The sequence below is a fragment of the Carboxylicivirga sp. genome (assembly GCF_982718395.1).
Genome location: NZ_CEXQWX010000007.1, coordinates 67,667 through 84,520 on the forward strand (window position 1 = coordinate 67,667; position 16,854 = coordinate 84,520).

Annotated in this window: 4 protein-coding genes; all 4 read left to right on the plus strand. The window is 38.8% G+C overall.

Going from position 1 to position 16,854, the window contains the following annotated elements; genetic code table 11:
- The first annotated feature begins 83 nt into the window (after nt 1–83).
- Nucleotides 84–4,178 (plus strand): hypothetical protein, encoded by a 4,095-nt coding sequence (locus AC4MRQ_RS03030; RefSeq protein WP_491196163.1) that lies wholly within the window; start codon nt 84–86, stop codon nt 4,176–4,178.
- A gap of 160 nt (nt 4,179–4,338) precedes the next feature.
- A complete protein-coding gene (locus tag AC4MRQ_RS03035) occupies nt 4,339–4,845 on the plus strand; it encodes a hypothetical protein (RefSeq protein ID WP_491196164.1) in 507 nt (168 codons plus the stop codon).
- A gap of 385 nt (nt 4,846–5,230) precedes the next feature.
- Nucleotides 5,231–14,731 carry a Tc toxin subunit A-related protein gene (locus AC4MRQ_RS03040; protein WP_491196165.1) on the plus strand — a complete coding sequence of 3,167 codons (9,501 nt, stop codon included), beginning with the start codon at nt 5,231–5,233 and terminating at the stop codon, nt 14,729–14,731.
- 260 nt (nt 14,732–14,991) lie between these two features.
- On the plus strand, nt 14,992–16,854 hold a 1,863-nt coding region (locus tag AC4MRQ_RS03045; RefSeq protein ID WP_491196166.1), incomplete at its 3' end, for a SpvB/TcaC N-terminal domain-containing protein.

Sequence of the window (16,854 nt, forward strand, 5' to 3'; positions counted from 1 at the left end):
TCAAAGTATCAACAACCCGGATATACAGGTATTCAATAAGAGGGGTACATGAAGTAAATGCAAACGCATTAAAAATATTAATTATGGATGGACTAAAAATAAAAGTAAACAACCCTTTTTTAGCTCTTATGATGGAGAAGGAGTTGTTTGACGGAGTAAAAGAAGACCTGGGGTATGTTGAAGGTGATAATGGTTATGAAGCACACCCCGATAAAATTTTCACAAAAGACAACTGGGTTACCTTGCGAGAAGGTGTCGACTATACACTAGGGACAGGGTATGCCGGTTTAGTAATTAAAAATTATGATGGAAATGATCATGATGCACAACTGGTGATAGGGGATGATGGTTATGTAAGAGCTGGGGACTCTGATACAATGCAGGTAATTGCCACAAGAGAAGATATCCCAATAACCAACGGGATTGCTTATTTTCATGCCAATTCGAAACAGTTTAAAACAAAAGCTGAAGGTGAACTCAATGTTGGACTATTAAATGATATAAGTAGTTCACAATTCGTTAGAAACGACAATTATACTCCTTCTTCATGGACGGACGGTGCACTAATTTTTTCAATAGCTGACCCTGGAAATTCAGGCGATATTAATATTGATCATGTTTGGTTTGCAGATGGAGATGAAAACGTGAATGGTGAATATCATTTTGTTGCTGACTCAACATTAAAAGCTGATGGTAATGCAACAGTAAGGGCCGGTCAGTTTAAGGAAGGATCAATGCTTCTGTCTGAAAAATATACACAAAAGATATTAGATGAAACCGTAACAGGTAAATGGACTTTTAAAAGTAGTTACATTTCTATTCAAAGCAAAAGTAGCAATAACCAATCTTCATATATAAATTTTTATGATATAGACAACAATCAGATAGGTGTATTTGGCATTGGAATGAATGGAGATGCAGTTATTGCAAGTAGCAAAAATCAAAAAGTTGTATTTGGCGCCGAAACGAATTATTATGCTGCCTTTAGTCCGAGCGGATTAAGAATTGGGGATTATAATGTTGCTTCCGAAGCTCTTGATGTTAATGGTAATGCTAAGGTTGGAAGTACGTCTTCCTCAAATGATCACAGGCTTATTGTAAATGCAGGAGATCTTAATAAAGCTGGCATTGAAGCCTATGGTAATAGCCAGGGAACAGGCTATTTATACGTTGGCCAATCAACGACTCATGGAGGAGGTATATCTTATAACGGAGATAGTAACCCTGCTTATGTAAGTGGAGAAGTATCTGATGCTGTTACTTTTTACAGACGAACAGGGAGTGCTAATCATGCTGTTTTTCGTTATCAACACGACTCAAATAAGGTTTATTTCAACGGAGAAGTCGATGTTGCTAATAGTGTAAGGGCATCCTATTTTCATGCTGATGGAGCAACTGGTTTTACATGTGAACCTGGTAATGGTACGGGTCTTCGCTTTTGGAACTCAGATTCATTTAAAATTTATACTTCTGCTTCTCTAGATTCAACATGGGGTGGTCAAATATCTACTAATGAAAATGGTAAAAGCAATAACCACAATATGCATTTCTGCATGTTAGATAGCACGTCTTATTCAAGAGGATTCTGTTTTGGGAATACATCAGACCGTGCCTACACTCATATTATAAATGGTTCCATCTATACTAAAAAATATGTAGAAGGAGAAGTCCCTTTTGTAAGTGGTTTTACAGGTATTGGCACAACCCGCTTAGATCTGGCAAGCAGTTGCTTAACAGTAGACAATCTTACTGTAAGACAAACCATGAATGTGTATGAATTGGTAGTAAATCAGGTTCGGGGTACCAATGGTTCACTGGCAATAACCAATTCCGCTAAAATTGACACGGTATCAGAAAATGGAGGGTTAAACTACACATGCACTATTGACAGGGATAAAGACAATAAGTTGTATCAACCTTTTAGAGAAAATGATTTTGTTTACTCTCAAACATTCACAGGTAAGCAGGTTAAATATTGGGCAGGAAAAATAACTGCCATTACAGATAACACCTTCTCTGTTGAACTTCAAAATAGAATAGTTTTATTCTATGATACTTTAGATCATGAATTACCTGGTACAAATTATGATGGTGGTATTAAATACAACCTATCAGGTATTTCAGGCAATGTAAGCCTACTAATAGAGGGCTATGATTTTGAGGGTGGCGAAAGAGTTTCTATGCGTACCAATGGTCTTAATGAAACTTCAATAGGATTAATGTCTCCTAGTATCGGAGCTACAACGATATATTCATATGATGTTGAGTTGCAGGGTAATACTGAAATTTCTGTTTATGCTGCAACAGCTGGCAGAGGTACTGTAAAAAGTGTAAAGGTGTTATCAAGAAATACAACAGATATTCCTGAGGCAGGTGATGTTGTTCATCAAAGGGGTAGTGAAACAGATGACGACAGAAAAGGATTTATGTATCTGACTAACTCCGATCAGGGCGCTCCTTACCTGGATGTATCCGATGGTATTGATTCGGCTACGCCACAGCATAATACTAGAATAAGACTTGGTAAACTGGATGGTATCAGTGGTCAATCAGGCTATGGCATTTGGGGTTCAAATGATGGTACAAGTACAGACTTTGCAATTAGTTCTGCTGGCTATGCAAGAATTGCCGGATGGAATTTTACAAACCAATGTTTACAATCACCTGTTAATTCCGATGGAGGTTTTATTGAATTAAATAGCGCTAATCAATGCATTTTAATTCAACCAACCGCCGATATATTCGAAGGTAGTGTATTTATGTATCATAATTCAATAGATGATTGGGGATTATCCGGTTGGGATAATAATGCTTTTGAAGTATTTCACATAGGTTCAAAGAATCAAATAGCAAACTGGAAGTTCAACAAAGATGCTATCTACAATTCTAAAACTGATGGTACAACGACACATCTATCTATTGGTAATGCACAAGCTTGGACAAGTTCAATATATGGGATTCAAGTAGGTAGAGATGCTTCCAACCGGATATGGTTAGGAACGATTGATGGCGTTGAAGAATTGCGCGGCCAAATAGGAGGTCAACAGGTATTTAGTTTAGGTGGTAGAAGCAATAGCATAGCTGGTTGGAGTTTTAATGAAAATTCTTTGTACTCAGGTACCAGATTTGGTGCTAACGGTGTAACTATCGAGTCTGGCACAACACCAACTGTTAGAATAACAGGAGCTAATGCTACAAATAACCAGGTTGAAATGTTCTATTCAAGTTCTTCAAGTTGGGGTTTAAGAGGTCGTGCCAATAGTTCGTCAGGTTACGATTTTCAACTTGGTTCAACCAACCAAATAGCCGGATGGAATTTCACCAATGGGGAGTTGCAACATGCTGATGGTGAAAGGTATATTAGTATTAGTAATAAAGCTTCTGGCACAGTAAATGATTCACGTGGTAGACGAGGTTTTGTAATGTATAATAATGACAGTACACTACCAAATCCAAATTCGGTTAAGGTTATCCGAATAGGTATGCTATCAAATGATGGATTTTTGACAACATATCCAACTACTCCTAATTATGGGATTCAGATTTGGGCTGGCACTTCAGGAGGTGGCAATGAAATATTTAGAGCAGATAATTCGGGAGCGAAAATCGCAGGATTTAATTTTGATGAAAACAAGTTTTATTCAAATTTTGGAACTGAAGGGCTTTTTGAGATAGATAATCGAGGGAGGTTATTTATTGGTGCAGTAGAAGATTTCTATGAATGGACTGCTAAATCAGGACTAGAAATAAATATTAACGATTCTTCAGACTGGTCAATGGAAGCTTGGAATAGTAATCAACAACTATTCAAGGCAAGTCCATCCGGGACATACCTAGACGAAGCGTCAATTGCAGTGAATAAATTCACGCGAAAGGTATTAAGAATCACATCCACTGGCGATTTAATAAATGCAGCTTCCGGCGGTATAATATATATTGATAGAGGCGTATCTTCTTCGAATCAGACCTATTCATTGGTTTTTTCACAAGGATCTCAAGACCTAGGTATGGAAGTCACAATTCACATTACAAATGCTGGAACAACCACTATACAAGGGTATAATAATAATGGGGGCCCTATCCATATAATGACAGTTTCACCTGCAAATTTAGCAAGAATTAAGGTTGTTAAAGTTGGAACGAATGATTACATAGCTTGGGAAGAGTTTAGGCGCTAATTGATGTCTAATCTACTTTCTTGCCAGACTTCATACTTATGAGTTATATGAAAGACAGAGGATTTCTTAATTGAGCTATGCAATATTAACAGGGATAAAAATATACAACAAGAAAAAGCAGAAGATGCAATTAATAACAAACAATAGAAATTGTAATAAAATGAAAAACAGAAATTTGTACGAATTAAAAGAGGCAATCAGCCGCGTAAACAGTAGGGGTAACAATAAATTTAAATTGGCTTTGCTTATTAATGAGAAAATGATTGATGAACGCATTGAATCATTGGAAAAACTTCGTGAGCAATCAGAGGAATTTAAAAATTTTGAACAAAAAAGGCAGGAAATCATTGTTGCCCATGCCGAAACGGATGACAGTGGTCAGGTAATTGTCTACTCACAGCCCGGAGGTAACGGTGAAAAAACGAGCAATGCCTACGGTTATCCAAACATTATCAAAGACAAAGAAGAGTGTGAGCAGAAACTGGCCGATTTGCAGGAGGAGTACAAGGAAACCATTGACGCAGAAGTAAAAAAACAAACAGACTTTGCGGAAACCCTTAACCAGCCTGTTGAACCGGAAATGAAATTCAACGCTGTTCCATTTGAAAACGTGCCGGAAATAGAGTACGAAGAAATGAAGGTATTAATGCCTTTTATTGAGAATTAAGAGAATAAATGATGGTGCAACTGAATGCAATTTTCCCCTCAGCATACAATGCTTTTTAGATGCACCTGCGTTATCCCTCACTGAATACTTGAATATCCGGGCTTGTTATTATGGTTAACCAGTTGATGGCTTCTTGAATCAAGAGTTAATCTAATAGCTAAGAACTTAATTCAATTTGCATTATGTATTTGAATTTCGAATATATGATGCAGATTCAAACAAAACTTAAAAGGTTACCCCCCTTTTCTTCAATAATTTAAATTGATAGTAGGTGAGCTTCAGGCAAATTGTCTGGAAGCTTGCCCGGGGTATCCTATGAGATTTTTTAAACGATTTAGTGCAACCTGATTAAGAGAGCACGATAACATAAAATAATTATATTATTATGTTTCAAGATATTTTTAAAAAACTAAAACTGATCGACGAGCCCATTGATGTGGCTCCGGAAACCAGTGGGCATACGAAACGATCAATTGTCATTTCAGGGCATGTTTATGACCAAACGACTTCTGGCCTGGGAGATGGATTAAGTGTATATGCCTTTCAAAAGAATGGACCAGACGATTTTGTATTAAAAAAGAAGGTACACTGTAGAAAAGATGGCAGTTATTTTATTCAGTTTAATAGTACAGAAACAGCAGACCTGTTGCCTGAATCTGAAATAGAGCTATTTGTTTATCAGGGCGATAAACAGATGAATTTATCCAGCGGAGGAACAATAAACATTAATGAAAAAGGTGATCAATACCTGAAGCATCTCTTTATTGCTTCCACCACAATGGTTAAAGGGATAGTCAAGCGTAATAACCTGGTGAACGCAGCCGGGTGTATGGTTGAACTATATAATGATAAAGACACTGACAACCCGTTACTATTAAATTCGGCCATCACTGACTTGAATGGGAAGTACGAAATTACATATGGTGAAGAAATCACCAGGAACTCACTTCGCCTTAAGTTTTACAATAACGAAGATGTAACGATTGAACCAGGACCTGATACCGATTTAACTGCTGAGCCTCACTCTGATATAGTAAAAAGTGTTGAAGAGATTGTTCAATCAGCAAGTGATGAAGTAACAGAAGAGCCCTTTATAGGCCAATTGGTGGAAGATGAATCGGAAGGTAAAGTATATGAAGTAGTTGCTTTTACTGGATCTGAATCGCCTTGGGTTATAACTCAAAAAAAACTTGTATACTGGAGCGATGAATCAGATCCGGATACAAAAAAGTTCTGGAAATACCTCACTGGCAATGATGGAAAAGACTATCAGATATTAGACAGAAAAATAGTGTACAATACTGATGGTAAATCCCGCATTTGTTACAAACGTATTGTTGATGGTGAGTTTGACGAAAATCAAGTGATTATTTACAATATGGTAACTGAAACTTACAATTCAGAATGGTCACCAAGACTTACTACAACTAACCTGCAACAAGTAGTTAACTATAAGTTTACAAGCGATAAATTGGATATATATACGCGTCTTGTAACACGTGAGGAAGAATTGATTCCAGCCTTTAGACCAAGTGGCAGTACCAGCGAATTTACGCTTATTAGAAGCCGCATATCTGGCTATAATACCGAAGATACACCATACGTAACATCGCTGATAGGTGCCACCGAAGAAGATGTGCAGCTATTAAGCCAGGCACGTGATTTTAACACACAATTAAAACTCGACCATGAAGATCTGCTTTTTGGTTTGGCTAAAAAAGGCATTAAACTGGATATTGCTACCATCTTCAGTACTTCTGAAGCAACTTTGCTCACTAAGATTCAGAATGCTGTTTCTGATAACATTATTCCGGTGCAAACTGACCCGTCAGCAGACCTGGTTGAAATTAAGAGTAAAATAGTTTCAATGGTAACGCAAGATTTTGGTGATCTTTTTAACGGTATTAACGATGCAACCGTTAAAACGGTTAACGAAGATGTAGACAAGAAAACCCAGTTTGTAAGCTGCATGGTGGAGCATTCCTATGACGATAAAAAACCAGATCAGGAGCTTGGGGAAAGCAAAGAGTTTTGGAAGAACCAATCATTTTGGGATAAGTTAACAATGACAGGCACGGAAGAAAAGCAACTAAAAAGAGCTATCGAATACAGCGAAGTTTGCTATAATAACGACTTATTTGTGAACCTGTTTGCTCCAAATGAAACATTAAATTCTTTCAGCTCTTTACTGATCATGTCTAAATCAGAAATAAAAGATCTGATTACAGCAAATTCATCAGTATTATCTACAGATTATCTACCAAATGAATTATTAACTCCAGATGCCTATGCAGATTACATTTATAAAAAGATAGAAACACTATACCCTACTGAATCTCTTTTTTTAAAATTAGCAAATGATAATTGTGAATTTAATTCTGTTGAACCATTAGGTGAAGAATTTGTAGAGAAATTCAACGTGTTAAAATTATCATTGATTTCATCAACAATGAATCAACCAGATTTTTTTTATGATATATCAATCCTGAATAATATTCAAATTAATATTGAAAAGGGATTAATCAGAGATTATATAAATGATAATTCAAGTGTTTTTAATGACTTTTTTGAATATGAATTACGAGGTGGAGATCAACAAGATTGGATTGACTTTGTTGCTTTAATTCAACGTGTTTATAGTATCACCAAGGTAGATAAATTTGAAACGCTAAAAGCTTTAATTGAGTATGGCTATTATTCGGCATATGATGTGGTAAAAGCAGGAAAAACAGCATTTTATGAAAAAATGGAGCCGGTTCTTCAAACAGAGAATTGTCGATCTGTATACAATGCTGCTGAGTATAAAGTTAATAAAGCATTAGCCTTACTGAACAAGTATTCCAGCCATTCCAACAGTGCAATGCCTACAGTGATTAGCCCTAAAAAACTTGAAAAAGATACAGGTAAAGGAGTGCAGTTGTTAAGTCTGCCCGAGTTGGAAGTCATATTTGGAGATCAGGATGTAACAGATACCAAACACGAAGAGTCTGTATTAGGGCCGGCTGCTTATTTGGTTGATATCCTAAACGTGCTTAAACAATATAAAGTAAGTACTGACAAAACCTTATTTGACAGATTGGTTGATCGCAGGCCTGATATTACCCAAATTCCATTGAACTGTACCAATGCGATAACCCCATTGCCTTATATCGATTTGGTAATGGAAATACTGGAGAGTGAAATTTTTGATATGGAGTTCCCAAACGATACCAATCCGATAGTATGGGACACCACCAAAACAGAAGAACAACTGAAAACCGATCCTGAAAACAAGATTTACAAAGTGTATGAAGCCATAAAAAGCACACAAGTTGCCTCATGGTTACGCCAATCGTTTGACTTGTTCAGCGAGGAGATTAAGCTGTTTTGTAAAACTCTGGGTATTAACCGCACCAAACTGGCCGAACCATTTTACAATGAAGCCAATGGGGATGTAAACCCATATTTTGATACATTAAGTTTTACCAAAAACGATACTTTATTGTTCCCTGGTTCAGCTGTTCGTTCATTTGCAGCACTTAACTTCGCGGGTAATGTTATTGTTGAAGATTCTGCAGCTCCTAACCTGGGAACAATGATGATTAAGGACTTCCTGATAAAAGCTGAGATGACATTGGATGAATTTAAGGCTTTGATCAGCTCCTATTATGTGAACCCTTTAGCAAATGATACGCGTTTTACTATTCATTACAGGGGAAGGCAAGAATTAGGCACTGCTTATATGGAGTTTGGAACAAATACACGCCGTATTGAGTTTGTACAACGCATGTACCAGTTCTACCGCTTAATGAAAACCACAGGATGGTCTGTGCAGGTGTTGGATGCCATGATTCTATCCAATGGAAATTACCAGGCTAATTATGCCACTCAAAATGAAAGCAATAACCTGATTACATCAGCTACTGTTGAGTATATTGGTAAAGCAAAAATGAATCAGGATTACCTGGACTTATCTGATGACCAGGTAACTGCCATATTTGGTAAAGCAGTGGTGTTAGATTACGAAGACGCTACTTCATTTATCAATCGCGTATTTATTGAGAATAACCTGGCCAGCGAGCATAAGGAAACATTCAGAACATGGATTACCCTGGGAGATACAACTGGAAAACCAACGGGTGAAGTTGTTTACAATTCAACAGGTGAGATTCATCTTTTTATGGAGTACTTGCGAGAAGCTATGGGACTGGATGAAGACGAGCTAAAAGCATTATCGCTTATTCTGGAAACTACAGCAGGTGCACCAATTATTACAGCTACAGGAATTCAAAACATGGTAGCAGCTTGGCAATTGGCCGAAGGATATAACCTGGATATAGCCCAACTCGTTGACTATTGCCGCCTGATTCAGTTTGATAGTACCCAATTATTAGCAGATCACGTAGGTGAATTAAACAGCGCACAAAAAATGGTCATTGCTCACCAGGCTGATGTATCTGAATTGCAGTTTTTACTTTATCATGAAGCCTCACAAGATGAACTGGATAAGTTTGATGAAAAAGCTGTTAAGATTGCAGAAAACATCATTGAAAAGAAAGATGAATTAGAGCCTGAATTACCTGAGGGAGAAGTAGAGCATAGTCCTGAGGCAAAGGTTGATTGGTCTGATGCACTAAGCACCGCTATAGAAGAGCAGTTGCAATTAAATACGAATCTTGATAGTGCTTTCGTGGTTAAAGCTATAGAGGATCAGTCAATATCACTCAAAAGTGTAGTAGAATACTTGGTAGACAGTACCTTCGTTAATAAGCTTGCAGTAAGTTCAGCCATAAAGCACTGTTTAAAAGGATTCTCCCTTTGCGAAATTATGGAAATTACAAACGATGATTTGGAGTTTATTGATTCATCACCGATTGATCTTTTTAAATTGCCTCTTAATACAAGCGGTTCAGTTACTTTTGAACATTTTGATAAGCTCTCAAAGATTTGTCAATCGGATATGTTCCTTAAAGAAGAGAAAAACCGTTTTGAGTTTTACAACTTGATAGCCGGTAGCATCAAAACAGATGTGGATGCAGTTTTATCTGATTATATCACCTGGTCGGGTGTATTAAGCAACTGGGTACATAATGAGAAATCAAATCCTGATCCAAATAAATCAGATTACTACAATGATGATTTAACCTGGTTTGTGCAGACTGGTGAAGTTAACCACTTTTTAACAAGATATAATATTGATAATGCCACAGCTATTGATTGGATTAAGTGGGAAAGCATTGATGAAACAACGGTTGACGGAATAGCTACCATTGCCCGGGCTAAAGCCAATAGTGCAATCTATAAAGCTGAGATGACAGAAGGTCGCAACAAGTTGAGAAGTAAGCAACGCGATGTATTGGTGCAATACTTATGTGAAAAAGAGTTGTTGGAAATTAACCCTCGCTTTACCGATGTCAGCGATTTATTCTCATACTTCCTGATTGATACGCAAATGACACCGGCCGTTTCAAGCAGTCGTATTCTTCAGGCAACCTTGGCAGTACAATCCTTTATTCAGCGTATACAACTGGGATTAGAGCCTGACTCAGTCCTGTCGAAAGAAGATGCAAAAAAATGGGAATGGATGGGCCTTTATCGCGTGTGGGAAGCTAACCGTAAAATATTCCTTTACCCGGAAAACTGGTTAGAGCCTGAGCTGCGCGACAATAAAACGCCATTCTTTAAAGAACTGGAGAAAGAATTGACCGGAAAAGAGATTACTAAGGAAGTTGTAGACAGTTCCTACATGGATTATGTCTCTAAGCTGGAAAAAGTATCCAATATTGAGATGTGCCAGATGTATAACGAAGAGCATGATAGTTTTTCTGTTTTACATGTAATCGGGCGAACGCGCCTTGAACCTCGCGAGTACTATTATCGTAAGCTGGTTAATGAATCTTATTGGACACCATGGGAAAAAATGAGCGTGGAAATCAACAGCGAGCATATTGCGCCTGTGGTTATTAAAGACCGATTGGTAACTTTCTGGCTTGAATGCTCCGATGTGGCCAAGGAACCAACCGATGATGACCTTACAGTTAAGACAGAATCTCCGGAGGTAAAGGCTAAAAGAGCGCAAAAGCAATTGCAGTTACAACTATGTTGGAGCGAATTAATTGATAACAAGTGGACGGGAAAACAAAGTTGTACTGAGAAGGTCTTCATTGACAATCCGGATACCGACGAAAAGTATGATTTACGTTTAGTATATCACGAAGGTGACACCAATTACCTGCATATACTCAACGACCCAAATAATTATATTGAAGATAATAAAGGATATTCTTTTGAGGTAGAGTGCTTTAATCATGTACACCTAACTAAAGCAGCCAGCTTTGAAGGAAAAGAGTACATTATGCCAATTGGAATGCATACCATTGGACAGAAAGTTGAAATGACCGAAGGCAAGGATTGGATATCGTTACCAGTGGCGTCCAATAATAACAGTGGTAGTGCCCATTCAACCCACGTGGTAGAAAACCAAAAAGGAGAAACCCGTCTGATTTATCCACATCAGTATAAGGATTTTATCTGTAATGCACCTTTTGTTGTAGAAAACAATATACAATCGGTAGTATTTGTACCTACGGTAAAAGCTGAAAAGAACTCGGTTATCTTAAAAAAGGTTGTCAGACACATTCATGTAACCAAAAAGTACAGGCCGCTTAAAAGGTATTATAAACCTGCACGCAAATACCGACGTGCTTACCGAAAATATCATGCATGGGATGAAAGACGGGAACTTCAGATGCCTGAGTTTTTCACTTACGAACACAGGGACTATTCAATAGTGGTACAAACACCTTCTAAGGAGGAGGTTACCTTTGAAGAGGTTAAAATTGATCCGGAAGCAAAAGAAGCTCCTGTATTTAAACCAGTGATGAATGCCAGCTTAGGATATCACCCGTTTATGGAAACCCTAAGGGCTAACCTGCAAAAGTATGGTATAGATGGTATATTAGATCCTCTTGGTGTGGATGATAAAAATCATCAGTTATTACCACAGCAGGCCAATAAAAACTACCTGAGAGATTTTGAACTCAATAATGAGGTAGTACTAAATACCTTAAAAGACGATGAGGTAGCAGTAGACAACTTAAAATACATTGCGGAACAGTTCGAATATGGTCTGAATGGCACTTATTCCTTGTATAACTGGGAGTTGTTTTTTCATATTCCATATCTGCTTTCTAATCGTTTTTTAATTGAAGGCAACTTTAAAGAAGCACTAAGGTGGATACATTATATTTTCGATCCGCGCGAAACAGAAGGTAATACTCCTGCTAAATACTGGAAATTTAAGCCTTTTGCAGAGTATAACGCAACGGTGGGGATCGAAGACCTCTTGTATGACTTGAATATAAACGGAGAAGATGATCCGGAAAACGTGGAATTCAATAAACAGATTGAAGCCTGGAGCAACGATCCGTTTAAGCCACATAATATTGCACTAATGCGCCCAAGTGCTTATATGAAGGCTGTGGTAATGCGTTACCTCGATATAATTATTGCTCACGGTGATGATTTGTTCCGTATTGATACCACCGAATCTATCAACGAAGCCATGCAATATTATATGATTGCTGCCCAGTTGCTTGGACGCAAACCTGAAGTAGTGGAAACTGAAATACTGACGCCTAAGTCGTATAAAGATATGGAAAGTGGTGGCATGAGCAACGGAATTGAATACTTCGAAGAAACCTTGATTAAGCCGGAGAATGCCGTTTGCCTGGAAAAATATGTGGAATCCAACGAGTTGGAAGTAGCTTCACAACCATTTACTAAAGACAGGTATTTAAAAGGCATGGTGAAAGATGTGTATGGAGCTATAGATACCAGTGAGCAGGTGTTTAAGTTATATTTTGGCATTCCTAAAAATGGCAAGATGCTGGCCTACTGGGATCAGATAGCTGATCGCTTGTTTAAAATACGTAATAGCTTGAATATTGATGGTATCAAGCGTACTGTGGCTTTGTTTGCTCCTCCAATTGATCCAGGTATGTTAATCCGTGCCCGCCAGGCTGGTATCAGCATTCAGGATATTATGCGCAATGCTGATGCCAATAATACCCAATACCGTTTCCAAACCTTATTGCAAAGAGCATTGGAAATCTGTAATGAGGTAAAATCATTGGGTTCACAATTGTTATCCGCCCTTGAAAAAGGTGATAATGAAAAAATTGCTAAACTGCGTGTAGGACATGAAAAAGCCTTAACCGAAATGGTAACGGCCATTAAGGAAAAAAGCGTAGAAGAAGCCGAGGAAAACATTGAGCAACTGAAACTTCAAAAGGATCATGTTCAGTTTAGAGAAAACTACTATCGTAAGAAGAAAAAGATTAGTGGAAAGGAGAAGCAACAATTAGATTATATGGATTCGGCACAAAAGAAACAGATAATCTCTCAAGCACTACAGTTAAGTGCAAGTGCAGTTGATTTAATCCCCACCATAAAAGCAGGGGCATCAGGTTTTGGAGGATCTCCTCACTTTGTTACTGAAGCTGGAGGAAGGATGATTGCGGAATCTATGCGAACTGCATCTTCAGCTCTTTCCATGTTATCATCTGTGGAAAGTTATAAGGGGACTCGTTCTGGAATAATTGCTGGTTATGATCGCAGAAAAGAAGATTGGACTTTCCAGGCTGATGTTGCCAAGCGTGAATTGGCTCAACTGGATAAGCAGGAAATTACTGCCGAAATCAGGAAGGAATTGGCAAAACTTGATCAGCAGAATCATTTGAAACAAGTGGAGCAACTGCAGGAAAGTTACGACGTGTTAACCACCAAATTTACCAACGAGGAGCTGTATTTATGGATGGCAGGTGAAATTAATACCCTTTACCGTTCGGCTTTTGATATGGCTTATAAAATGGCTAAGCAGGCTGAGGGTGCATATAATTTTGAGTTGTGTCCTGAATCACCAAAGTATTTTGTTTCTACAGATCATTTCAATGCCCAAAATAAAGGCTTACTGTCAGGAGAAAAGCTATACCTGGATCTTAAAAAAATGGAGTCGGAGTATTTGGCAGATCACAAACGTCGTTACGAGTTAACCAAACATGTCTCATTGGCTATGCTCGATCCACAAAAGATTCTGGATTTACGAAAAGGAGCTGAAGGAGAAAATCCAGGCGCAACGTGTGAATTCACAATACCTGAGGCATTGTTCGATATGGATCATCCAGGGCAGTGTAACCGCCGTATTAAGAGTGTGTCATTGACTATTCCTTGTGTAACTGGAGCTTATACTTCTGTCTCAGCTAATCTCACATTAAAAAGCAGCAGTGTTGTTACCGTTGATAATCCGGAAGGTATACAATTAGAAGCCAAACGAAGTTCAATGGCTACCAGTAGTGCGGTAAGTGACAGTGGATTATTTGAGTTAAACTTTAACGATGCCCGATATCTGCCATTTGAAGGAGCAGGTGCAGCAAGTTCCTGGACATTAACATTACCGGATAAAGTTCGTCAGTTTGATTACAATAGCATTACCGATGTAATTATGCATATTAACTATACAGCAGAAGATGGTTTAAGCCGTACTGAAGTTGAAAATAATCTGGTTAATAATTTAATCGATCAGGCAAAAGATCAGGTATTGGTATCCATGTTCAGCCTTAAAGCACAGTACCCGGAAGCATGGGCAAAAGTAGGAAGTGAAGAAGTGAACATTAGGATCAAAAAATCGCAATTGCCATTTTATTTGCAAGGTGAATCAATTAATATTGCGGGATTAGAACGAACCCGGTTGTCAGGAAGTACACAAAGTACGCATGAGCCTGGTACCCAAGATACCTTTGCAGATCTGAACACTATTGATGATTCACAAACTGTAACTATACCTGTAGTTGCAGATATGGGTAATACAGATGATGTAATGATTGTAATGAAATATACTATTTCGTAAATCATTAGCTGATAACTTGATTATTTATTTCACTTTGCCGGATCAAGATTATATCGCATTCCAATTTAGACAAATTAATAATCAAGTCTCACCTAAGAAGTCCCGTTATGTATAGTTGCATAATACAAGGCCATCCGGCCTTGCAACGGGACTTCTTTTGCTATCAATTAATGTTTTGTCACATAATGCAAGGCATAAGCTAAATGACTGATATAATCTTGTCTCTAAAGTCTTATGTCTTGATTCTAATTTATAAAAACATGAAATTCAACCAATCGGAGCAATCCGAACAATATAAACAGCAAGCATCAGGTTTACCCCAATCTAATTTGGTTTCCTCATGGCAGGATACTAGTGCAGAAAAAAACAACGGGGCTCAGAATGGTGCTCAGGGCTTGATCAATTTACCCAAAGGCGGTGGGGCCATTCAGGGTATTGGTGAAAAATTTGAAACCAATCCTGTCACCGGTACCTTCTCTATGAGTGCCCCCTTGGCTATCAGTCCCGGACGTAATGAATTTACCCCACAGTTGGGATTAGCCTATAATTCAGGAAGTGGAAACTCCCCCTTTGGAGTGGGCTGGGGTGTGGGTATCCCTAATATCACCCGTAAAACCGACAAAGGATTGCCACAGTATGATGATATCAATGATTCAGATACCTTTATCCTGTCTGGTGCTGAAGATCTGGTGCCTGCAGATGAATCGCCACGTACGGAGGGAAGCTACAGTATTAAACGATATATTCCGCGTACTGAGGGGCTTTTTGCCCAGATAGAGCAATGGCGCAATACCACCAATGGAGATATGTACTGGCGCACCATATCAAAGGAAAATATCACCTCAATTTACGGTCGCGATACAACTGCTCGAATAGTACATCCTGATGCAACAAAAGTATTTAGCTGGTACTTGCAGGAAAGCTACGATGCGCTTGGCAACCTGATGCAATATACCTACAAGCAGGAAAACAAAGATAATGTACCAAGCGATGTTAATGAAAAACACCGTTTGGATGGCAATAAGGCCTTTACCAATATCTATCCGGACCAGGTGCGTTATGGTAATACAACGATGTACGATCCGGCTGCAGGTAATTATAATGGTGACTGGCATTTTACTCTGGTCTTTGACTATGGTAATTATGGCAGTTTTACCACATCAGCCGGAAATATTACACCAACAGCCATGTGGGAGGCCAGACAAGATCCGTTCTCGGTGTACAGGGCCGGTTTTGAGATGCGCACCTACCGTCTGTGCGAGCGGGTATTGATGTTCCATTATTTTAAGGATGATTTGGATGCTGATGCTGTATTAGTGAAGTCAACCGAGCTATCGTATAGTAAAGATGCGCACATGGCACAATTAACCAGGGTGATTCACAAAGTTCATGATGGTGTTGAAGAAGCCGCTATGCCCCCATTGACTTTCACCTACTGTCAGGCACAAGTCGGAGAAAAGCTGAACTGTGTAGATCCAGCCATGTTGGAAAACTTGCCTGATGGTCTGGCGAGAAGTGGCTGGCAGTGGGCCGACCTCTACGGCGAGGGAATCAATAGCCTTTTAAAAACGGGTAATGAGGCCTGGTACTATAAACCCAATCTGGGCGATGCCCGTTGGACGGGTGATACGTCAGTTGATCCCAAGCCGGTGTTTGGCAAGATGCAACAAATCGAACTTAGTCCCAATGCCAGGCAGGTAGCTGGTGCATCGTTTTATTTGGGAGATGTGGACAGCAACTCACAACCTGAACTGGTGGTGAATAGTTCCGGTACACAAGGCTACTACAGTTTTAAAGACGGACAATGGCAAAACTTTCAGCCTTTCGATAGTCAGCCCAATATTGATATGTCTGACCCCGATATTAAACAAATTGACGTATCAGGTGATGGCCTCGCTGATCTGTTAATCAGTCGTGGAACTTACTTTGAACTCTACTTGTCAGCAGGTAAAGAGGGTTATGAGGGCTATCGTAAGGTGGATGTAGGGCACGACGATGATTTGGGGCCTGTGGTACTTTTCTCCGATGCTGAGCGCTCGGTTTACCTGGCCGATATGAGTGGCGACGGGCTAAGTGATATTGTGCGCATTACCCACAATTCTGTATGCTACTGGCCCAACATG